The following is a 20,326-nucleotide window of genomic DNA, read 5'->3' on the forward strand; positions in this document are numbered from 1 at the left end:
GCGCTGAAATCAGAAATTTCAAAGGTTTGTAAAGGAGGGTTCGCAATGACCCAGACAGCAATCCCATATGTCTTCATGCGCGGCGGCACTTCCCGAGGGCCTTATTTTCGACGCTCTGATCTGCCTGAAGATAGGGACAAGCTGGCTGATGTGCTGGTTGCTGCCCTCGGGGCCGGACAAGCGCTCAACATCGACGGGATCGGTGGTGGTAACGCAGTGACGACCAAAGTGGCGATGCTATCCGTCAGCGAGGACGAATGGGCGGATATCGACTATTTCTTCGCGCAGGTTTCTGTTGATGAGAAGCTGGTCGATTTTAAACCAACTTGCGGGAACATCCTCTCCGGAGTTGGTCCAGCTGCGATCGAAATGGGATTGCTTCAGCCCAACGGCGATGAGACCGAAATCCGCATTCGCGCTGTAAATACGGGTGCCCGTGTCGTTGCAAAAGTACAGACCCCGGGCGGTGAGTTGGTCTACGAGGGCAATGCGGAAATCGCGGGGGTTCCCGGTCATTCTGCACCCGTGCAACTGAGCTTTATGGGCGTTGTGGGCTCGGCGACAGGTTCATTTCTACCCACAGGAAATTTGCGCGATACAGTGCAGGGGATCGAGCTGACTTGCATGGATGTCGCTATGCCAATGGCCATAGCCCGGGCAGCGGATTTCGGACTGACAGGGTATGAAAGCGTTGAAGAGCTTAATACCAACCGGGCTTTCTTTGACCGGATGGAGGCAGTACGGATCGAAGCCGGGAAACTGATGGGTATGGGGGACGTATCGAAATCTGTAACTCCCAAATTCGGCCTGATGGCACCCGCCAGAGAGGGTGGAACCCTTGCGGTTCGGTATTTCATGCCATGGAAAACCCACCCAACAATGGCCGTTACGGGTGCGCAATGCATGGCATCTTGCGCTTTGACGCCCGGAACCGTCGCAGACGGGTTGCTTGATCGCCCGGGTTCAAGCCCGGCTGAAGTTGTGTTGGAGCACGCCTCGGGCAAGATCGACGTTCTGGTGGACTTCTCGAACGACGGGGAGTTCAACGTAATTTCTGCCGGTCTGGTGAGGACTGCGCGTAAATTGGCGGACGGGCATGTTTATGTGCCGGAATCTGAGTGGAACGGCAGTTGAAATGACAATTCTCATTAGGTATACTATGGTATACATCATGAGGATATCACGATGGACGACTATTCCGAATGCCTTGATATCGCGCGTCAGGAACTCAGGCTGGCGCAGGCGGCTCTGCGGAGGGATATCTCGGACTACCCGACTCCGATTGCCGGGTGTGACGAGCAATTCAACCATTTGCTGGATCAACGTGAACGGGTTCGCAATGCGCTTGAAGCACTCGACACACTTCATTTTGTGCCGACGCCAAGAAATCTGAGCACCGAGTAGGGTATAGAAAGTCGATGAAAGTACACATTCTGGATGACTGGTTTGACACACTGCAGGGCCTGCCCTGTTTTGAAAAGCTATCTGGCCATAAGGTGAAGGTCTGGACAGATCATGTTGAGGATACCAGCGAATTGGCTGAACGCTTGCAGGAGGCTGAGGCGCTGGTGTTGTTTCGCGAACGCACCAAGATCACCCGCGATTTGGTTGAAAAACTCCCAAACCTGAAGTTGATCAGTCAGCGCAGTGTATATCCACACGTCGATGTGCAGGCGTGCTCGGACAACGGAGTGCTGCTGTGTTCGAACATGCATGGCGGCATGCCTTCATATGCCGCAGCCGAACTGACATGGGCGCTGATCATGGCGGGGATGCGCGATTTGCCTGCGCAGATGGCCTCGGTCAAAACCGGACATTGGCAGGCCGGAGTTGGCAAGACCCTGAGGGGGAGGAAACTGGGGCTGTATGGATATGGCCGTATCGCCCGCGCTGTTGCTGACTACGCCGAGGCGTTCGGGATGAATGTGGTCTGGTGGTCCTCGGACGATGGCCGGGCACGCGCGCAGGCCGACGGCGTGCAGATTGCCACAAGCCGTGAAGCGTTCTTTGCCAACAGCGATGTTGTCTCGGTCCACGTCCGCCTGAAGCCCAACACGCAAGGTATCATCACAGCGTCAGATTTCTCGCAGATGCAACCGGGCGCGATGTTTGTGAACACCTCCCGGGCCGGGCTGATCGCTCCGGGTGCTTTGTTGGACGCGCTGAAAGCCGGTCGCCCGGGGAAGGCCGCAATTGATGTCTTCGATTCCGAGCCGCTCATTGACCCGAATGATCCGTTGCTATCGCACCCAAACCTGATTGCGACACCACATATAGGTTTTGTGACCGAGGACGAGTTCGATCTGCAATTCTCCGACATTTTCGATCAGGTGAACGCCTATGCTGAAGGCACTCCCATTCACATGATCAATCCCGAGGTTTGGACCAGCGCAGGATGAGGTTGGCTGCTATGGGCGCGCCGATGATCACCAGCACAATCCTTGTCAGGTGGTGCGTTATGACAAAGCCCAGATCCGCGCCAGATACGATGGCCAAAACCGTCATCTCTGCCTGCCCGCCAGGGGCAAACGCCAAAAATGCCTCGACAGGTTGACCGAGCCCCAACGTGGTGACAACAGCAGTGAAAGCGGCGGCCAAGATGGCAAGGACGATGACATAGGCGAAGCCCGCAGCAACCACCCGGCGGAGTTCGACCCAAGTGACGCCCTCGAATTTCACACCGATCCCGCAGCCAATAAAGAATTGCGCTGCAAGTATGGCCTCGCGAGGCGGTCGGGTATGAATGAAATCACCCAGTGACAGAGCCGCTGTCAGGATCATTGGGCCGAGGATGGATGCCCCGAACAGGCCGATCCTCTCACCGCCTTTCCAGCCTATAAGGGCGGCCAGTACCATCAGCGCCAACTCATGTATTGGCAGGTCGCGCGCAGGCTCTCCGATTGGGTTGGTGAGCTGGGCATCGTAGAACACTGTCAGAAACAGTGGGGCCAGTGTCACGATGATCAGCACGCGCGTACCGTGGATCAGGGATAGCGTACGCGGGTTGGCGCCTGCTTCGGCGCCAAAGATGATCATGTCCTGCAATCCGCCTGGCATGGCAGCATAAAACGCGGTCGTGGAGTCAAAGCCCCAAATCTTGCGAAAGAATGGCACGCCTACCAGCGCGATCAGCAGGATAAAGAACGGGACCAGTGCTATAGACGCGGCCATCTTCGGCAATTCGACAAAAAGGGCAGGGGTAATCGAAGCCCCAACTGCAACGCCGAGTATGGTGCGCGCTGCAACCGATATCTGACCAAAACCTTCCATAGGGGCATGTGCTAGGGCGGCGATCAGACACGCGCTCATTGGGCCGAATAGAAAGGGCAGCGGCAGGTTCAACGCCCAAAATACTCCGGTGCCCAGAAGCGCAAGGACCAGTGTTACGGCCCGCTTTGTCAGGAAAGAGGGTGTTTTGTTTTGGGTGGGCAAGGCGCGGCCTTCGATAATATTGACTCACAACGTATCCAAATGTATACAACTGGACGCAAGAAGACAAGTGAGCGCTCGATGACCATTCAAGACGACCCCTATCAGCCTGGCCCACAAGGCAATTCAGCGTATCAACACCTGCTGGATGAGATTCGGGATGGCACACTTCAGCCTGGCGAACGCCTACGCGAGATTGAGTTGTCAGAACGATTGGGCGTCAGTCGCACCCCTGTGCGCGAAGCTATCCGGCAGTTGGAGTCCGACGGGCTAGTAACTCATGTGCCACGGCAGGGCGCAACTGTACGCAGTCTCGATTATGCCGAAGTAATGGAGCTCTATGAGATGCGCGCGGTGCTCGAGGGAACGGCGGCACGACTAGCGGCACGTGCAGCGTCGGATGTCGAGTTGGACGAGCTGGGCGTCTTGAATGATCGCTTGGCTGAGGCTGGCACAGGCTCGGAAGCGGCTCGGATAAACCGGATTTTCCACGCCACACTTTTGGACGCAGCAAAGAACCGGTTTCTTGCCAAGTCTATGTTGTCTTTGCAAAAAGCGCTATTGATCCTTGGGCCATCGCAATTGCTGGACGGTGATCGGGCCGAGACAGCAGTGGCAGAGCATAAGCGCGTCATGGCGGCCTTGAAGGCCCGTGATGGCGCAGCGGCTGAAACAGAAATGCGCGCGCATATTCAGGCTGCACAACGGATGCGTATTCGGGCGTTGCAAGAACGCGACCGGACAACCGACAAAAATCAATAGGTAGACAGGATATGGCCACCCAAAAGGAAGCTTATGATATCGCTGTGATCGGCGGTGGGAATGCTGCCCTCTGCGCCGCGATGACTGCTGCCGAGGCAGGCGCCCGTGTTCTGATTCTCGAGACAGCGCCAAAACCCTATCGTGGTGGAAACTCGCGCCATACACGCAATTTTCGTTGTATGCATAGCGCTCCTCTGGGCCCGCTGATCGAAGAATACAGTGAAGATGAGTATCTTGAAGATCTGCTCAAGGTCACTGGCGGCAAAACCGACGAACATCTTGCTCGCCTCGCGATCCGAACCTCCGAGGAATGCCTTCCGTGGATGGAAGAACACGGCGTCAGGTTCCAACCATCCCTGTCCGGGACACTGTCACTGGCGCGGACCAACGCCTTCTTCATGGGGGGCGGGAAGTCTCTGGTGAACGCCTATTACCGAACTGCGGCGGGTCTGGGTGTCGATGTTCTGTACGAAGCTGCTGTCACGCATCTGGAGTTGAACGATGATCGGATCGAGTGGGTCGATTACACCTATGAAGGCCAATCACATCGCATCACGCCCAAAGCTGTCATCGTTGCCTCAGGTGGATTTCAGGCTGATACCGATTGGCTGACCCGTGCATGGGGTGAGCCTGCCAAGAATTTCCTGATCCGGGGCACACCCTATAACCGTGGCGTGGTTCTGTCCGATCTGCTGGAGCAAGGTGTGGACAGCGTCGGCGATCCGACCCAGTGCCACGCCGTCGCCATTGACGGGCGCGCGCCGAAGTTCGACGGCGGCATCGTTACCCGACTGGACTGCGTGCCGTTTTCAATCGTCGTGAACAAGGATGCCGAGCGGTTTTATGACGAGGGCGAAGACGTTTGGCCCAAGCGCTATGCGATCTGGGGACGTTTGGTGGCGGCGCAGCCGAGTCAAGTTGGCTACGTGATCATCGATGCCAAGTCACTGAACCTGTTTATGCCCTCGGTCTTTCCACCGCTGAAGGCGGACACCCTGGAAGAACTGGCTGGAATGATGGATCTGCCCGCCGACAAGCTAAAGGCGACCGTTGCTGAATTCAACGATGCATGCGGCGATACCAGTGGATTTCATCCAACTGAGTTGGACGGGGTCACGACCTCGGGTCTGACGCCGCCCAAGACGAACTGGGCGCGTCCGATCACCGAGCCTCCGTTTTATGGCTACTCGCTGCGCACGGGTGTGACCTTCACCTATCTGGGCCTGAAGGTCGACGACACAGCGCAATGTTCGACCGCCAACGGAAAGATCAAAAACCTTTGGGCCGCCGGCGAGACCATGGCCGGGTCGATCCTGGGGCAGGGGTATCTGGCCGGTTTCGGTATGACCATCGGAACCGTTTTTGGACGCATCGCAGGACGTGAGGCCGCTGCTTATGCAAACTGAACTTATCCAAGAAGCCCGCCGTCAGGCCGAGATTTGTAACGCTTGCCGCTATTGCGAGGGCTATTGTTCGGTCTTCCCGTCGCTGCACGCGGAACGCGCGTTCTCGGATGGAGACATCACGCAACTGGCCAACCTGTGCCACAACTGCAGAGGGTGTTACTACGCTTGTCAGTATACGGCACCGCACGAGTTTGACCTAAACCTGCCGAAAGTTCTGGCTGAAGTGCGGCGGGACAGTTGGGAGAGCTTTGCTTGGCCGCAGCCTTTGGCGCGGCGGTTCCATACGCATGGTGGCGCGATCGCGCTGGCCCTGGTCATCGGTTTTGCCCTGCTGTTCGGGGCAATTCGCGTTATCGGTTCCAGCGGAGGAGAGGGGTTCTATGCAGTCCTGTCCCACAATGTGATGGTTGCAATCTTTGCGCCGGCATTCTTGTTGCCACTCTTTAGCTTGGCTATCAGCCTGAGGCGCTATTGGGCGGAGGTCGGTGGCAAACCCATCCAAATGTCTGATCTGACAGCTGCGTTCAAACGCGCTGGCAATATGCAAGACTTGGCCGCAGGCCACGGCGAGGGTTGCAATTTCGAGGACGAAGACCGCTTCAGTCAGGCCCGACGCCACATTCACCACGCCATCATGTACGGCTTCCTGCTGTGCTTTGCGTCGACCTCGGTGGCGACGGTTATGCACTACGGGTTCGGGTTGCACGCGCCCTACGGGTTCTGGTCTCTGCCAAAACTCTTCGGCGTTTCCGGTGGTGTTTTGCTGACATTAGGTTGTGCAGCCATGGTTCTGCTCAAGCAAAAGTCGGATCGCGAGCTTGGCGACCCGTCTGCATGGGGCGGCGAAATCGGCTTCGTCCAATTGCTCGGCTTTGTCGGGCTGAGCGGGCTGGTCCTTTACGTCCTCGGTTCAACTGCTCTGATGCCCGCGCTGCTTGCCATCCACCTTGGCTCGGTTCTGACGTTCTTCCTGCTCGTACCATACACCAAGATGGCTCATGGCTTCTATCGACTTGCAGCTTTGATCAGAGACGCGCAGCGTAAGAGAGAATTGTCCTTTGGTTGCTAGCAAACATCCACCGCCAAGGGATTAAAAAGTCGCAATTCAAGCGCATTTTGACGCCCTTGCAGTCTTCGTTTCAGCACCCCGGGTTGCGGTCAACGTCTGGAATGGGTCTGTTTGCTGTGATTGACAACATCGACACGAAAGGCAGCTTTGTCCGCGAAGCAGATATTGGAGAGAGTTGCGACGAATGACCACTCTGCGGACAAAGCGGCCTTTAGTTCTCCAAACAAATCGGACATTTTTGGTTTTTGACTAGGCGGTTGTGTAGAGTGACAGGATTACTTGTCTTCTCTTCCGTAAGCACAATATCTCAATTGGCACCCTCATTGGATGCTGAGGAGGCCGCTACCAATCGAATTTCCATCATATCTTTAGGTCCAAGCGCGGCTTCCAAAATGGGCGGAAGAGTTCAATCTTGGGGCATCGGTTCATCACGACTTTAAGGCCCGCCGCTTCGGCGAGTTGCGCTGCTTTGTCGTCGTACACACCGATTTGACCCCAAAGAACTTTTGCCCCGATTGCGATAGCCTTCTCGGCAAAGGCATATAATTCTTCCTTCGGGCGGAAAACGTCTACCATATCAACATGTTTGTCGATCTCTTCCAGTGAGTGGTAGACTTTGAGCCCTCTAATTTCCGAAACATTCGGGTTAGGATTCACCGGTAGAATATCATAGCCGATTTCACTCAGCTGTCGCAGAACGCCATAGCTGAATTTCGTTTTGTCCGCGCTAGCCCCCACCATTGCAATGGTTTTAACCGACTGCAGGATGTCGGCGAGGTATTTGGGGTCGTAGTCGTAGATGTGGTCGATATCTGCTTCGGGCATCGGTTAACCTTCCTTCGGCGTCGCAATGTCAGCCTTGAGTTCGTGGGGTTTGAGAGGGTCGAGAAACGGATTGCGGTACAGCTTGTCATGGCTCTCGACCCCGATCTCAAGCGTGATGTCGGATGTCGGACGTGCCACGCAAAGGATCACATAGCCGTTCGCGATTTGCCGATTATTCAGCGCAACCTGTCGGCGTTGATCGATCGCGCCAGTCTTTAGTTTTGCCGCGCAGGTAATGCAGCCGCCATACTTGCACCCAAAAGGCAAGTCGACGCCCTGTTCTCTCAGCGTTTCAAGAAGTGGACGCCGCGCATCCACACAGTATTGCGCGCCATCTCTGTTCGCGATCGTCACGGTATACATAGTCATAGCCAGATGTCGCTTGTGCAATCACCGCCCGGATACCGGCTCTCGTGACAGCGCGATGGACCATTCGGTTCTTTGCCAAAGTCCACAATGAAATCCTCGTTGATCTTCATACCACCGTTTTCAGGGTCGCAATCGATCATCACCATAACCCCGCCCTTTTCGCGGATCTCGGGATAGAACTGGTTATCCCAAGTCGAGAACAGCGAGGTCGTGACATAAAGCCTTCGCCCGTCGAGAGAGAGTTGGAACATTTGCGGACCACCCGCGACCTCGACCCCGTTAACGATCGGAGCTTTACCCAAAAGGCCCCCCATAAACACTTGGCCGGTCAGCTTGGGATTATGCGGGTCGGTGATGTCATACTGGCGCATATCTCCATGCAGCCAATTGTTCAGGTACAAGTATTTGTCGTCCATCGAAATCAGGATCGCCGACATAACCCCCGGCAACGGGATCGGCCATTCGGGGTGCATCTCGTTTCCCACGTCGATGATCTTTTCCCACTGCCACTTTTTTGCATCGTCTTGCCACCAATGGATCACATTGGTCGAAAGAGCTGCGCCACAGAACCCATGCGTGCTGTCGGGGTCATGGTGGAACTTGACTTCCAGTGGCAACAGCCCGTCTTCACCCAGATAGAAGCTTTCGACCGGTTCGCGCTTTTCGAAATCCCAAAAATGCAGCTCGCGCCCATATTTCAGATGGCCCACTTCTTCCAGATCGAAGCCCGGCATGAAGGTATTGGGCGCAGCCCATTCGGAACTGACCATCACGTTGTGGCGTGGTTGGTACCAGAAGTCATAGCCGAATTTGATCTCGCCCATCGAGGTTTCCCAGCGACCGACGATGTTGAACTCTTTATCGAGATGCAGATAGCCTCCAGGAGCTTCACCCTTGGCATTTCCAAGGAAGGAAATGATGATTTCCGAGCCCAAACAATGCACCGTATGCGGGCCCGATAAATCTGTCTTGGCCTTGATTTCGGCCCCGTCGATGACCTTATGCAACCGCGGCGCACGCGGGTCAGTGGCTGTATCAACGATATGAAGGTTGTTAGAGCGTACGCCCGGCAGGATCAGGTATTTGCGGGACATCGAGCCGTCGTCGTGACAGGACGAACAGGCGTTCCACCCCATGTGGTGAAGCTCGTCCCCAATCCCCGGCATTTCCAGCCTATGGATTACCTGAGAATAGGTCGAGCTGTCAGGGTCGACATCCACTGTAGCAAGGTAATCAGGTTTCTGAATCCCTGTCCCGGTGTAGATGGCGATCGTGTAGAGTAGCTTTTCTCGGGGGGCTTTGATGGCTTCTTGCGGACTCTTGAAGCCCGGTCCACAGCATTGTCCATCCATCGTATGCTCCTCCCTTGATTCCCTAAATTGTATCGTATATCGAAAACTTAGTTATCATAAAGTGAGAAAAATGCATCTCGAACGATTAGCGCTGATTTTGGAAATCGTGGGTCAAAAAGGACGTGCGTCCGTAGCGGATATCTGTGCCCAGTCCGATATACCTAAACCGACGGCCTACAGGCTGGTTCAAGACCTTGTTTTGTCCGGCCTACTTGAATCACCAACCCGCGGTGAGTTCGCGATTGGGATTAGGCTAAAGCGTATCACGTTGAGCGATCACTCTGATCCCGCTCTTTTGCAGGTGATTGCGCCTGTCCTCTCTGGCGCCGCTAATGACTATGGCGCTGCGTTTTTCTTGTCTCGGCTACGGGGCCATTGGGTTGAGATTATTCATGTGGAGACACCGCAGACGGGCGTGTCTTTTCTTCATCCAGGTATGGGCAAACGACCAATGCACGCTTGCTCTTGCGCCAAGGCAATCGCCGCCGTGTCGCCTGAGCTGCTGTCTCAAGACCGATTGGATGGGCAGCTTAAGCGGTACACAGATCGGACGATTACAGACCCTAAGGATCTGGCCGCGGAACTCGATGTCATTCGAGCCAAAGGGTATGCCGTATGTGTTGAAGAGCTCGAGCACGGGATCAGTTCTGTCGCAACAACGCTGACCAAGACAGGTGTTGGTGCGACGCTTTCAATCGGCGCTACGGCGTCTCTTCGGGTGTTTACACCTTCGAAGCGAGAAAAGATTGGCCATACACTTACCACAATGTCACACGAACTTGCACGCGCGCTAGGATGGGGTGAAGCAGATAAAGAAAGGATACCCGCTTAGGTTCGTGGGTATCGCAGTGCTGTAGGTTAACGCTATCCAGCAGGACAGGTGTGTTTTGCGACCTTCGCCGCTTTTAGGTCAATGAGGGAGACAAATATGGACGATGCAATGTTTGGTGGGTTCTTCGTGATCAACGTAAAACCTGAGTATCGGCAGCCATTTTTGGACGCCAGCATCTTCCAAGCGCAAAATGTTGTCAGTGAAGAACCCGATGTTTTCCAGTTTCATATTATGGTGGATGAGACAAACCCAAATCGTTTCTATTTCTACGAAGTGTTCAGAAACGAAGCCGCGGTCCAAGATCATTGGGAATCTGAAACCTTCAATAACTGGTTGAACACTGTCCGAAAGATGCTGGATGGTGAGATCGAACTTGTTGCCAGGATGCGCTCGCTTTTTCCGACGCCAAAAGGTTTCGAGGCGCAAAAAGCAAGCCTGCTACTATGGTAAAATTGACCGACGTTTGAGATTTTCGTCCGTGCGAGAACATTACGGGTTTCGGTGCTGGTCCGCTTTGGACTCGATGCGATCATGCGATGATATTTCAAGAGCGTCTTCGATGCGCTCGAAGCTGATACCCGACAGATTTGACTGAACAGCTGCCAGCCTATTTTAGAGAAAAAGGGAATTTCGTATGAACGGATGGATCTATTTTGGGTTTGCGTTGCTGGTTTCAGCGTGCAGCCCACCTACACAGGCTCCATTGGTCACTGACGCGAACGGTCAGACTGCCATCCAAATCAACACAAGCGGGCTGACATGCTACGGGTCGACCTGTCTGGAGATCACAAGAGGCAGCGTTCGCGCGATCGGACACAAGAGAGCGCGGATCCCAAAAGGTATCGATGTCAGCAGCGGAACTGTCACCCCAGACGAGTTCAAGCGGATGCGCCAATCAGCGATGATGGCGGGGGGACCCGGTTCTGGCAATAGGTAAAGGAAGGAGAGGTCGCGATATGTTCAACGATGACGTCCAGGCACGATGCCCGGAATGCGGATCGCTGGATGCGGTGGTTACGGGTGAGAAGGCTGCCTGCAATGCATGTGGGTACGAGGAGCCTTCTCTGTTCGATGAGGCGGTGCGCGACGGAGCGCATGAGGTTGTGGCCAACGCGCAGAAAATGGCACGGGCGAGAGACGTTCTGCAGCGAGGGGATTTTGCAGGGTAAATGGGTGGCTGAGGGGGCCAGAAATCCAGAAGAGTGAAAACGCGCTGTGCGGACCCCTCAGGGACGAAACGAGGGCCGCGCCTGTCACGAGATGAAAAAATTCGTTAACCCCTTTTTGAATGGGCGTAGAAAGGGTTACTATGCTGCGACTTGCTCGGTAGGGCTCAAACGCTTCATTCTGCGCGGGCTGTGCTGTAATCCTCGTCCGAGACATGCTCCATCCAATCCGCAGTCTTGCCCTCGACAGACGTCTGCACAGCCAGATGGGTCATCGCACAGTCTGGCGACGCGCCGTGCCAATGTCGCTCTCCTGGCGCGAACCACACCGTATCGCCAGGGCGCAACACCTGCACTGGCTGCCCCTCAGACCCAGCCAGGCCCAAGCCCGACAAAACATGCAGCGTTTGACCGGCAGGGTGCGTGTGCCAAGCTGTCCGTGCGCCGGGTTCAAAAGTCACCGTAAGAATCTTGACCGGCGAGGGATCATTCCCTGTCACAACGGGATCAAAGCGAACCGTACCGGTGAAATACTCATTGCCGGGAAATTGAGAGGGCCGGTCCCCGGCGCGGTGAATCTCCATGATGTGCTCCTTCGATGCGCTTCTCTCAGCGACTTAGCAGAGTTCCGATTTCAAACCCAGAGGCGCGCCGGGTCGACGCGGCCATCAGAGCGCCATTGTCGAATGCCCAGAATGCGACTGGAACCGGCCATCGGTTTGAACAGGACCTACGGCCGAGTTGCGGACAAAGCCGCCGTTCAGTTTTTGGTTGGTTCGTACGGATCAGGCGTTCCTGGTGGGATTGGCGGGTATTCCTCGAAGGTTGCAATGTGCTCCTGCAACTGCGGCAGCGCCTTTTCGGCCGCCCATGTGTGCGGGAAGAGTACGCTTTCACGCTCGTGTGGGTCATTCAAAAGGTTGTAGATCCTTGGTGTGTCGTAAGACTCCGTTGCACCAAAAGCCGTCGTATTCTCTTTGAAAAGAACTTTCCAATCCTTCCATTTTACGCCGAATATCTGCTTACCCATGTAGACGATCACGCCTTCTCGGTTTGAGTTTGGTTGGTCACCAAGAAAGAACTTTGACTGGTCGACACCATCAAAAGCCCTGTCATCAGGCACCTTGCCTCCTGCGAAAGTCGCAAGTGTCGGATAGAGATCCATTGAGTGGACAACATCGTTGCTTTCAGAACCGGCAGGGATCTTCCCCGGCCACTTGATTGCAAAGGGTACACGCATGCTTCCTTCGAGGCTGGTGAACAGAGTACCGCGCCAAGGCCCGGCCGTACCATGTACCGCAGGAACTGGCGAGACGTTGGCGTTCCCAACCGGAAGAGCTTCGGGGCCGTTGTCAGCAGTAAATATCACCACGGTGTCGTCGGAAACGCCTGCCGCCTCAATCGCATCAACAATACGTCCGATATAGCTATCTGTTTGAAGCAGAATGTCGGCCCAGACGCCGTTTCCAGTGGCGCCTTCGAACTCCTCGGACGCGATGTTTGGATAGTGGGTCTGAGTATAAGCAAGATAGATGAAAAACGGCGCGTCTTCGGCACTCTTCGCTTCGATAAACTCGATGGCCTTTTTCGTCAGGTCGCCATCTATTTCGCCGCGATAGTCCAGATCGTAGTCTTGAGCGATGGTTGCTGGCTCGCCTGCAACACCCTGCATCACTACAGGCTCTTCCATGTTGGCATCGGCAAAACCCGGAAGCGTGCGCCAGACTGTAACGTCAGTGGTCTCAACGCCGTAAAACTCGTCGAATCCTTGATTCGTTGGATAGCGCCCTTCGGTTCATCCAAGATGCCACTTGCCGTACATGGTCGTGTTGTATCCTACCTCCTTCAGCATCTCGGCCATCGTGATTTCCCACTGAGTCAGACCGTAGACGCCACCTCCAAGAGGGACTGTATGGTTGCCACTGCGAACGCCGTACCGTCCTGTCATGGTCGCTGCACGGGACGGCGTGCACTGGCTTTCCACGTTGAAGTTCGTGAGTCGTAATCCTTCCGCTGCCAGGGCGTCCATCTCGGGAGTCGCTGTACCGCGGATAATGCCCCCACCGTTGAATCCGGGTTCACCCCAGCCAAAATTATCAAGAAATATGAATACGATGTTGGGTTTGTCCTGTGCTGAAGCAGCTGAGGAAAATAGAAGAGATAAGGACAGTAGGAATGTTCGCAATAACCACTTCATGATATCGCCTCCAATCAAGATCACGAGCTCAAGACTGACGAACCAAGTCACCAGTCGTCAATAACGTCGTCTCATTGCGGTGCTTTTTCACCGTGGCTGAGCGCCAGAGGTAAGGGTGAAGCTGCGGCCCCGGGCTAGTCGAGCCTCTCCTGAGATCTTCTGAGCTCATCTAAGAAAAACCGTTGTTTTCCTTGACGAACAGTCAGATCAGATGTTGGCATAGGCTGGCATTCAGCGCGGCTGGGAGGTTCAAATGAAGTTTTTTCTGACGACATCGACAGCAATAGTTTCTGCAGCATTCATATCAAGTTCTTCAAATGCTCAAGAGGCCGCACAAGGCGGGCAAGTCGGAGAGATGACCATATCGGTTGATGATATGCGCGAACCCGCGCCTGCTGATTTCTCACCTTATGCAGGTCGAGACTTTCCTACACGACCTCTGTGGGGTGACACTCACCTGCACACGTCAAATTCGCTCGATGCGCGCGGATTTGGCGTCATTCTGAACCCCGACGATGCCTATAGGTTTGCACGTGGTGAGGAAGTCACCACATCGCATGGCCTCCGTGTGAAGTTATCGCGTCCGCTCGACTGGCTTGTTGTATCCGATCATTCTGATGCCATGGGTGCAATGAATGAAATCATCGCGGGAAACTCTACGCTGATGCGCGATGCAACGCTCAGAGACTGGAGCGAACGGCTTAATGCGGGCGGAGACGTTGCACTTGGAGCGACTATGGAAGTCATTGAAACCTTTGCTGGCATCACCGGCGAGGCACTTCCCGAGGCTGTTTCAGATCGCAGGTTTGTACAATCCGTGTGGGACGAGTTCACGCAAACTGCGGATCATCACAACGCGCCCGGCACATTCACTGCGTTCATCGGATACGAGTGGACGTCCACCGAAGCTGGAAACAACCTCCATCGTAACGTGATCTACCGGGATGATGCCATTCGCGCTCGGCAAATGCTGCCCTTCACAACCGCGGAAACCTTCAATCCAGAACGGCTATGGGACTGGATGGAAACATATGAGCAAGAGACTGGCGGTCGTGTACTGGCCCTTGCCCACAACGGCAACGTTTCCAACGGCCTGATGTTTCCGGTTGAGACAAACCCTGAAACGGGTGAACCGTTGACGGCGGATTACGCAGAGCGGCGTGCCAAGTGGGAGCCGATGTATGAGATCACCCAAATCAAAGGTGACGGAGAAACGCACCCGTTTTTAAGCCCAAACGATGAATTCGCAGACTATGAAACTTGGGATAAATCCAACCTCGGCCCAACGCCCAAGGAAGACTGGATGCTCCAATACGAGTATGCCCGTGAGGCCTTGAAGAACGGTCTTAAACTAGAGGCTCAGCTGGGTACTAATCCGTATAAATTTGGCGTGGTGGGCTCTACCGACAGCCATACGGCTTTGGCAACAGCGGAAGAAGACAATTTCTTTGGCAAACACTCTGGCGTCGAACCAGAACCCGGCCGTTGGCAACATGTCGTTGGCGAGTTCGATGCCTTGAGGATTCTCGGGTGGGAAATGGCGGCCTCTGGCTACGCAGCAGTTTGGGCTGAAGACAACACACGCGAAGCCATATTCGACGCCATGGAACGGAAAGAGGTTTACGGGACAACCGGTAGTCGCATCGCGGTCCGTTTCTTTGGTGGTTGGGACTTTACGGAAGCTGATGCAAGGTCTCGTTTGCCCGCAGAAATAGGATATGAAAAAGGCGTTCCGATGGGTGGGGACCTCGCAGACGCGACAGAAGGCGCGGACGCCCCAACCTTCTTGGTTGCTGCGCTGAAAGATCCGTTCTCCGGCAATCTCGACCGTGTTCAGATTGTGAAAGGTTGGCTAAATTCCAGCGGCGAAACTGTAGAGCGGGTCTATGACGTGGCTTGGTCGGGAGACCGAGAACCCGATGCGGACGGCAACCTGCCAGCGGTGGGGAACACCGTGGATGTTGCAACGGGCACGTTTACCAATTCCATAGGGTCTCCAGAGCTGATCACTGTTTGGACAGACCCTGAGTTCGATCCTTCAGTACGGGCTTTCTTCTATGCCCGAGTCTTGGAAATTCCCACACCGAGGTGGACAATTTACGATGCTGTTCGGTTCGGAGACGAACTTCCCGCGGAGGTTCCCACGTCAACGCAGGAACGCGCGTACACTTCGCCAATTTGGTATACGCCCGAGAACTGAAAAATACCTAATCCGACGTCGTTGCGGTAAAAGCCCGGCAGTTCCTGTCGCAGCAACAGTAGGCTAATGCGTTCATGCGAACGTCCGCTTAGGGCTGAATGCGGTTTATTCAACGTGATGAGCAAGCTTGCCGTCCCATTCTTCTGTCGAAACTTTGGGTTCCAGCGGGTCTGCAATGTAAGACGGTGTCATGATCTGTGTTCCGTTTTCATTAAACACATCGACAATGTTTTCGCGCAAATCGGACAAAATCTTGGGCAGGCTCGATCCGCGCGAAGTGTATGCGCTGATCTCATAATTTATTGCATAATCAGCCAGCTGCGTCCAAAGCACAAAAGGTTCAGGAGCCTTTCTTAACCCTCGAGTTCGATGAGCTGCCTCTATCAGCATCGCTTTTATCTTCTTTGGTGGCTCCTCGTATCCGATACCTACTGTCGTGTGGACCAACAGCCCTCGGCCATCCACTTTGCGCGAATAATTTACGACCTCGGAATTGAGCAGCTGTGCATTTGGAATGCTTATCATCTCGTTCTTTATCGATTTAATGAGTGTTTCCATTAACTTGATCTCGGTTACATCCCCAATCTTGTCGCCAACCTGAATGCGATCACCGACGTTGGTACTGCGCCTGTAGATGACAAAAAGGCCGGCCATCATGTTTGAAACAACCGTGTTCGAACCGAGCGAAACCATGATACCCGCCAAAATCGTCAAGCCCTGAAAGGCTCGGGAATTGGAACCAGGGATATACGGGTAGGCAAACACCAGCGCGATGACGATGACCAAAGCTCTGAACAACATCTTGGTTGGAGCGATCCAATGATCTTCAAAGTCTTTGAGTTCGAAAGCACCATTTTCAAGGTTTTCAAAGAACAAGTCGAGGCCGCGAATTGCCAACCGTGTCACAGCTGCGATGATTGCGAGCATGATCAGGTTCGGGACGTATCCAACAATTGCCAAAACGACAGTTACGAGCGGCTCGCTGACGTACTTCAAGAGGATCTGGGCTATGCCCTGTGTTTCAGCAAAGGAGAGTAGCACCAATGAAAGGTAGTAGTAGAAAAAGAACAGAAACAGGACCCACATCAATATGTGGATCGAATAGACTATAATCGACGCGATTGCCCGGCTTCTCAAGATTGATTTGGTGGCTTCCTCGACGCCTTCAGCTCTCTTTTCCAAGTTGTTTCTGATGTAGTCCAATAGCTTCCGTCGCTTCGCAAAAAACGCATACGAAACGAGGGCAAAGACTGCCGTCCAAGCAAATGCAGCCATCGCACTATCTACTCTGCCTTCATTGGACCTAGCATCTCGGTATTGAAGAATTGCAAGCTCAATCGCCTCAGCTTGAAGCCCAGCCAGAACTTCAATAGCCATTTGTTCGTGCTCAGCATCAGCTTGGGTGGTTATCGTAACCATCTGCCCGTCAACGCGTATCATTTTCCCAAATTCGGCGTCCGAAATCTCAAGCTGAACTGAAGCTTTCGTGGATGCATCGGCGACTTGAGCGATCCGCTCCTCAATCTTTCTCGCTCGTTCGGTTGCGGGCAACGCACTCGACCCGCGTACCAAGAACAATTCTTCACCATCCACTATTACCGGCGCAATAAACTCGGGATCATCTCTCTCTTCAGTTGGTGCGAGGATTTCTTCAGACTGAGCAAACGCGACACCGCAGACGAATAGAAGTGGCAGTAACCAAAGTGTAAGAGCCCTCATTATTTTGCTCCTTCTGCGGGGATTATGTGCACATCGCGTTGCGGGAATGGTATAGATATACCTTCTTCATCAAACCTCTCTTTTGCTTGACCGGTTAGGTCCCAATAGACGGTCCAATAGTCATCTGACTTGGACCATGGACGGCAAAAGATGTTGACGGAGTTGTCTCCCAACTCACCCACGAAAATTTCTGGTTCTGGTGTCTTCAGACAAAGCTGGTGACGCGCAACTAAGTCTTTGAGCACTTCAATTGCTTGGGCAGCGTTGTCCGAATAGGCGATACCAAAGACCAGATCGACCCGACGTTCTTCGGATGCGCTTACGTTGGTAATGACATCCCCCCAAATCTTGCTGTTGGGAACTATAATAATCTGGTTGTCGAATGTTCTGATCTTGGTTGAAACCACCGACATCTCATCCACAAACCCAGAAGAGCCGCCTACTTGGATATAGTCGCCAGTGTCGAATGGCTTGAGAACCATGATCATCAGACCGCTTGCGAGGTTTCCCAGCGTTTCCTGCAATGCAAAACCTAGGATGAACGACAAACCGCCGAGCACGGCAAAAAGCGGTGTAACGTTAACTCCGAACAAAGCTAAAACGACGAGTATACCAAGGACGAAAACGGCCCAGTACACGGCGGTGGCAATGAAGCGTTTCAGCATTCTGGAGATAGTTGGAATTTTATTCAGACCCCGTTCAGTGACCCGACGCACCATTCGAGCAATGAACATCATGGCCCAAACTGCCAATAAAACGCCCAAACCAGCCATCAGCAGGCCAACGCCCCCATCCCACGAGAACAACCACGCCCAAGCGTTCTGAAAAAGTGTTTGAAGATCGGTTGTTTTTAGGGCTCCTGTTTTCAATGCGAGAATATAGTCAGTATGGGGTTCTAGTTCTTCCGCCTTTGCGCCTTTCAGGGTCCATGCGTCGAGCACCAGGCGATAGTTGTTGAGAATGTCTGATCCAGTGTCGTTCAAGGAGGACAACTGAGATCGCAAGCTGTCTTCCCGAGTTCCGCTCGCCGACCGAAGTTGCAAGTTTACCTGCGCGACTTCTTCGAGCCGCGAGCGCACATAACTCTGCCAAGTACCAGCGATCTGGGAAAGCTCTTCCGCGGTTAAGGGAACAAGTAGGATCTCGAGATCGTCGGCAACAATCATCTCATCTACGACTGCATTTATAAGATTGTCATTCTCGACTTCCACAGCCTCTTGGTCCGCCTCAGTCTCTTGCGCGCCGGCAGGAAAAGCGCTCGCTAATGCCGTGAACCAAATGAATGACCAGATCGTCAACGTTCTCAGTGCTCGTCTCATCTATCTGTCCCCTACTTCTTTAACGGTCGAAGAGAGCACACTCAGACGCAACAAATCCAGAATTATGTTTATATTTGAATATTTCACTGTGACGAACACCACAGATCTTTGGGCCGCTGTCGATATAGAGAACCTCTCAAAATGGAGGAACCACGGTTTTGCGAACGAAACTAAAGTTTGCGTGGAGGGGTCATAGATTTGCTGTGCACGTCGAATTTAAGGCTTTGTCTATTAGACCCATTAAACCGAAAATAATGGCCTCCTGGCGACACCACTCACTTGCGTCTCCAGGAGGCAACCAGACAAGTCTGGCGAATGCGCGAGCAACAGAGGTAATACAAATTTGCTACGCATTCGAATACTTGAATCTAAAAAGCAACAATTCAAATAATTTTACGCGCGCCAAGAAGTTTGCTCTCGCGTGATTTAAACGTGCATGTACATATATGCATACAGGTACGCGTCAGAATTGTAGTCGCGCCTTGCAATCGTAGGGTTTCGAATTTGAACAATAGTGTACAGATCTAGTGTTCATGCCAACTCAGCTTAGACCCACGATGAACCACACATTCGAGATAGTCTGGCCAGTCCCATGACCAGACTAAATCCCCGCGTCGCCTATCATCCCAGATAAAGGTGACGCGGGGCACATTGATCCATCTTTCGGTCAGTACCGTAAAAACAACACCCCTAAACTACTGCCCGCGTTGTTCACTCGGTTTCCCTCCGAACGATGCAGGTTTTCTTGGGGATTGGGTTGTAATGAGTTTCCGTTGGCAGAGCGACCGACCGGACCTTCTAGATCTGGTTCGGTCCTGTTGCATAAGGTGGTCGCTCTATCAAACGCTTTTCAAGCCTTTGGAAAAGACGCAGCCATTTTTTTGGTTTGAAGACTCGCGTTAACGGTTTATTCTCATATCTTCACTATGCGATATTTTAATGGGAGTGTTCCTATGAAAATGACAGCCATGATGCTTGTTGCCGCTGCTGTTCTTGCATGCGGAGCAACCGTAGGACACGCCAAGGACAAAAACATTCTGCCAAAAGACAACGCAGAGTTCGTAAACTACGGCGAGGAATCCGGCTGGAATATTTTTGTGGATAAGAGCAGAAATACTTGCCTGATCGAACGGGTAGATGAGAATACCAACGTTGTTCAAATGGGTCTGACCCCAGACAAAGACTTCGGCTACATGGGTGTTTTTACAAAGGCGGACATCGAATTTAAGGATGATAAAGTTGAGCTGCTCATGGACAACAAATTGTACTATGGCGATACGAAAGCAGCTCCACCCAACTTGGCAGACGGGTACAAGGGCGGTTATCTCCTTGCTAACAATCCTGACTTCGTCACAGACGTGATGGAACGCGAAACGATGATTGTAATGCCGGAGTCCAATTTTGCTTTCGACATAAGCCTTGCTGGTACCAAGAAGGCGATTGAAGCGGCGCGTGAGTGCAATGCTTCTCTGACCAATTGACCTGTGCCAATGCTTCAAGGCCGTTCACTTTGTGGGCGGCTTTGTTTTTGACCGTGCGACTCCTGAGTATCGAGGAAGCCTTTAGTCGAGTTTAGGCTTTAACTTCGATCAACACTGTCTTGTGACTTAGACAGTTTGTCCCTTTGTTCCAAAATAACATTTTTGGAGGCACGAAAATACGTCCGATTCGGGCTCGAAGC

The 20,326-nt window shown here is 53.4% G+C and carries 18 protein-coding genes and 1 pseudogene; 11 read left to right on the plus strand and 8 right to left on the minus strand.

Going from position 1 to position 20,326, the window contains the following annotated elements:
* The first annotated feature begins 45 nt into the window (after positions 1-45).
* From AC2FGC_RS22345 to AC2FGC_RS22355, 3 genes are read left to right on the plus strand one after another with little or no spacing between them, the layout of a single operon-like run.
* Positions 46-1,134: a 4-oxalomesaconate tautomerase gene (locus AC2FGC_RS22345; protein WP_496783506.1), complete on the plus strand. Its 1,089-nt coding sequence runs from the start codon at positions 46-48 to the stop codon at positions 1,132-1,134.
* Positions 1,135-1,185: 51 nt separating this feature from the next.
* A complete protein-coding gene (locus AC2FGC_RS22350) occupies positions 1,186-1,404 on the plus strand; it encodes a hypothetical protein (RefSeq protein WP_496727373.1) in 219 nt (72 codons plus the stop codon).
* 14 nt (positions 1,405-1,418) lie between these two features.
* On the plus strand, positions 1,419-2,399 hold the full coding sequence (locus AC2FGC_RS22355) for a D-2-hydroxyacid dehydrogenase family protein (RefSeq protein ID WP_496783508.1): 981 nt from the start codon (positions 1,419-1,421) through the stop codon (positions 2,397-2,399).
* Here AC2FGC_RS22355 and AC2FGC_RS22360 read toward each other — a convergent pair.
* Entirely contained in the window at positions 2,368-3,432 is a 1,065-nt protein-coding gene (locus tag AC2FGC_RS22360) for an AbrB family transcriptional regulator (protein ID WP_496727371.1), read from the minus strand. The two genes, AC2FGC_RS22355 and AC2FGC_RS22360, sit on opposite strands and share 32 nt — an antisense overlap.
* A 78-nt stretch (positions 3,433-3,510) precedes the next feature.
* On the opposite strand from AC2FGC_RS22360, the gene AC2FGC_RS22365 reads away from it, so the two are divergent.
* The 3 genes from AC2FGC_RS22365 to tcuB are packed head-to-tail and all read left to right on the plus strand — an operon-like array spanning position 3,511 to position 6,666.
* Positions 3,511-4,191, plus strand: coding sequence for a GntR family transcriptional regulator (locus AC2FGC_RS22365; RefSeq protein WP_496727370.1), 681 nt, complete (start codon positions 3,511-3,513; stop codon positions 4,189-4,191).
* An 11-nt stretch (positions 4,192-4,202) separates the two neighbouring features.
* Complete coding sequence (gene tcuA, locus AC2FGC_RS22370; RefSeq protein WP_496727369.1) at positions 4,203-5,597, plus strand: FAD-dependent tricarballylate dehydrogenase TcuA; 1,395 nt, start codon at positions 4,203-4,205, stop codon at positions 5,595-5,597.
* A complete protein-coding gene (gene tcuB / locus AC2FGC_RS22375; RefSeq protein ID WP_496727368.1) occupies positions 5,587-6,666 on the plus strand; it encodes a tricarballylate utilization 4Fe-4S protein TcuB in 1,080 nt (359 codons plus the stop codon). The genes tcuA and tcuB overlap by 11 nt, the downstream gene beginning before the upstream one ends.
* A 360-nt stretch (positions 6,667-7,026) precedes the next feature.
* Here tcuB and AC2FGC_RS22380 read toward each other — a convergent pair whose 3' ends face one another.
* From AC2FGC_RS22380 to AC2FGC_RS22390, 3 genes are read right to left on the minus strand one after another with little or no spacing between them, the layout of a single operon-like run.
* Complete coding sequence (locus AC2FGC_RS22380) at positions 7,027-7,491, minus strand: CoA-binding protein (RefSeq protein ID WP_496727367.1); 465 nt, start codon at positions 7,489-7,491, stop codon at positions 7,027-7,029.
* Positions 7,492-7,494: 3 nt separating this feature from the next.
* Positions 7,495-7,860 (minus strand): 2Fe-2S iron-sulfur cluster-binding protein, encoded by a 366-nt coding sequence (locus AC2FGC_RS22385; protein WP_170377340.1) that lies wholly within the window; start codon positions 7,858-7,860, stop codon positions 7,495-7,497.
* Positions 7,857-9,212: a selenium-binding family protein gene (locus AC2FGC_RS22390; protein ID WP_496727366.1), complete on the minus strand. Its 1,356-nt coding sequence runs from the start codon at positions 9,210-9,212 to the stop codon at positions 7,857-7,859. The genes AC2FGC_RS22385 and AC2FGC_RS22390 overlap by 4 nt, the downstream gene beginning before the upstream one ends.
* A gap of 70 nt (positions 9,213-9,282) precedes the next feature.
* On the opposite strand from AC2FGC_RS22390, the gene AC2FGC_RS22395 reads away from it, so the two are divergent.
* The 3 genes from AC2FGC_RS22395 (at position 9,283) to AC2FGC_RS22405 (ending at position 11,213) form a co-directional block, all read left to right on the plus strand.
* Positions 9,283-10,044, plus strand: coding sequence for an IclR family transcriptional regulator (locus tag AC2FGC_RS22395; RefSeq protein WP_496727365.1), 762 nt, complete (start codon positions 9,283-9,285; stop codon positions 10,042-10,044).
* Positions 10,045-10,140: 96 nt separating this feature from the next.
* The gene (locus AC2FGC_RS22400) at positions 10,141-10,494 is read left to right on the plus strand and encodes a putative quinol monooxygenase (protein WP_058284100.1); all 354 of its coding nucleotides are present in this window, start codon (positions 10,141-10,143) and stop codon (positions 10,492-10,494) included.
* 506 nt (positions 10,495-11,000) lie between these two features.
* The gene (locus AC2FGC_RS22405) at positions 11,001-11,213 is read left to right on the plus strand and encodes a hypothetical protein (protein WP_496727364.1); all 213 of its coding nucleotides are present in this window, start codon (positions 11,001-11,003) and stop codon (positions 11,211-11,213) included.
* 173 nt (positions 11,214-11,386) lie between these two features.
* Here the strand turns inward: AC2FGC_RS22405 and AC2FGC_RS22410 are convergent, their stop codons facing one another.
* Positions 11,387-11,794 (minus strand): (R)-mandelonitrile lyase, encoded by a 408-nt coding sequence (locus tag AC2FGC_RS22410; RefSeq protein ID WP_496727363.1) that lies wholly within the window; start codon positions 11,792-11,794, stop codon positions 11,387-11,389.
* A gap of 176 nt (positions 11,795-11,970) precedes the next feature.
* Positions 11,971-13,407 (minus strand): annotated as a pseudogene (locus AC2FGC_RS22415) (arylsulfatase).
* 253 nt (positions 13,408-13,660) lie between these two features.
* Between AC2FGC_RS22415 and AC2FGC_RS22420 the strand changes: the two are divergent.
* On the plus strand, positions 13,661-15,607 hold the full coding sequence (locus AC2FGC_RS22420) for a DUF3604 domain-containing protein (protein WP_496727362.1): 1,947 nt from the start codon (positions 13,661-13,663) through the stop codon (positions 15,605-15,607).
* A 105-nt stretch (positions 15,608-15,712) separates the two neighbouring features.
* Here AC2FGC_RS22420 and AC2FGC_RS22425 read toward each other — a convergent pair whose 3' ends face one another.
* Together AC2FGC_RS22425 and AC2FGC_RS22430 are read right to left on the minus strand one after the other, a co-directional pair.
* Entirely contained in the window at positions 15,713-17,326 is a 1,614-nt protein-coding gene (locus AC2FGC_RS22425) for a mechanosensitive ion channel family protein (RefSeq protein ID WP_496783510.1), read from the minus strand.
* On the minus strand, positions 17,326-18,645 hold the full coding sequence (locus AC2FGC_RS22430) for a mechanosensitive ion channel family protein (RefSeq protein ID WP_496727360.1): 1,320 nt from the start codon (positions 18,643-18,645) through the stop codon (positions 17,326-17,328). The genes AC2FGC_RS22425 and AC2FGC_RS22430 overlap by 1 nt, the downstream gene beginning before the upstream one ends.
* A gap of 953 nt (positions 18,646-19,598) precedes the next feature.
* On the opposite strand from AC2FGC_RS22430, the gene AC2FGC_RS22435 reads away from it, so the two are divergent.
* Positions 19,599-20,126, plus strand: coding sequence for a hypothetical protein (locus AC2FGC_RS22435; RefSeq protein ID WP_496727359.1), 528 nt, complete (start codon positions 19,599-19,601; stop codon positions 20,124-20,126).
* Positions 20,127-20,326: the final 200 nt, after the last annotated feature.

It is taken from the genome of Ruegeria sp. CDSC054 (assembly GCF_059610645.1).

Bases quoted from the DNA above. Each gene is read 5' to 3' on its own strand.
- tcuB (WP_496727368.1), top strand. From the start codon at position 5,587: ATGCAAACTGAACTTATCCAAGAAGCCCGCCGTCAGGCCGAGATTTGT.
- AC2FGC_RS22420 (WP_496727362.1), top strand. From the start codon at position 13,661: ATGAAGTTTTTTCTGACGACATCGACAGCAATAGTTTCTGCAGCATTC.
- AC2FGC_RS22435 (WP_496727359.1), top strand. From the start codon at position 19,599: ATGAAAATGACAGCCATGATGCTTGTTGCCGCTGCTGTTCTTGCATGC.
- AC2FGC_RS22400 (WP_058284100.1), top strand. From the start codon at position 10,141: ATGGACGATGCAATGTTTGGTGGGTTCTTCGTGATCAACGTAAAACCT.
- AC2FGC_RS22395 (WP_496727365.1), top strand. From the start codon at position 9,283: ATGCATCTCGAACGATTAGCGCTGATTTTGGAAATCGTGGGTCAAAAA.
- AC2FGC_RS22345 (WP_496783506.1), top strand. From the start codon at position 46: ATGACCCAGACAGCAATCCCATATGTCTTCATGCGCGGCGGCACTTCC.
- AC2FGC_RS22425 (WP_496783510.1), bottom strand. From the start codon at position 17,326: ATGAGGGCTCTTACACTTTGGTTACTGCCACTTCTATTCGTCTGCGGT.
- AC2FGC_RS22350 (WP_496727373.1), top strand. From the start codon at position 1,186: ATGGACGACTATTCCGAATGCCTTGATATCGCGCGTCAGGAACTCAGG.
- AC2FGC_RS22390 (WP_496727366.1), bottom strand. From the start codon at position 9,212: ATGGATGGACAATGCTGTGGACCGGGCTTCAAGAGTCCGCAAGAAGCC.
- tcuA (WP_496727369.1), top strand. From the start codon at position 4,203: ATGGCCACCCAAAAGGAAGCTTATGATATCGCTGTGATCGGCGGTGGG.
- AC2FGC_RS22365 (WP_496727370.1), top strand. From the start codon at position 3,511: ATGACCATTCAAGACGACCCCTATCAGCCTGGCCCACAAGGCAATTCA.
- AC2FGC_RS22355 (WP_496783508.1), top strand. From the start codon at position 1,419: ATGAAAGTACACATTCTGGATGACTGGTTTGACACACTGCAGGGCCTG.
- AC2FGC_RS22430 (WP_496727360.1), bottom strand. From the start codon at position 18,645: ATGAGACGAGCACTGAGAACGTTGACGATCTGGTCATTCATTTGGTTC.
- AC2FGC_RS22410 (WP_496727363.1), bottom strand. From the start codon at position 11,794: ATGGAGATTCACCGCGCCGGGGACCGGCCCTCTCAATTTCCCGGCAAT.
- AC2FGC_RS22385 (WP_170377340.1), bottom strand. From the start codon at position 7,860: ATGACTATGTATACCGTGACGATCGCGAACAGAGATGGCGCGCAATAC.
- AC2FGC_RS22405 (WP_496727364.1), top strand. From the start codon at position 11,001: ATGTTCAACGATGACGTCCAGGCACGATGCCCGGAATGCGGATCGCTG.
- AC2FGC_RS22380 (WP_496727367.1), bottom strand. From the start codon at position 7,491: ATGCCCGAAGCAGATATCGACCACATCTACGACTACGACCCCAAATAC.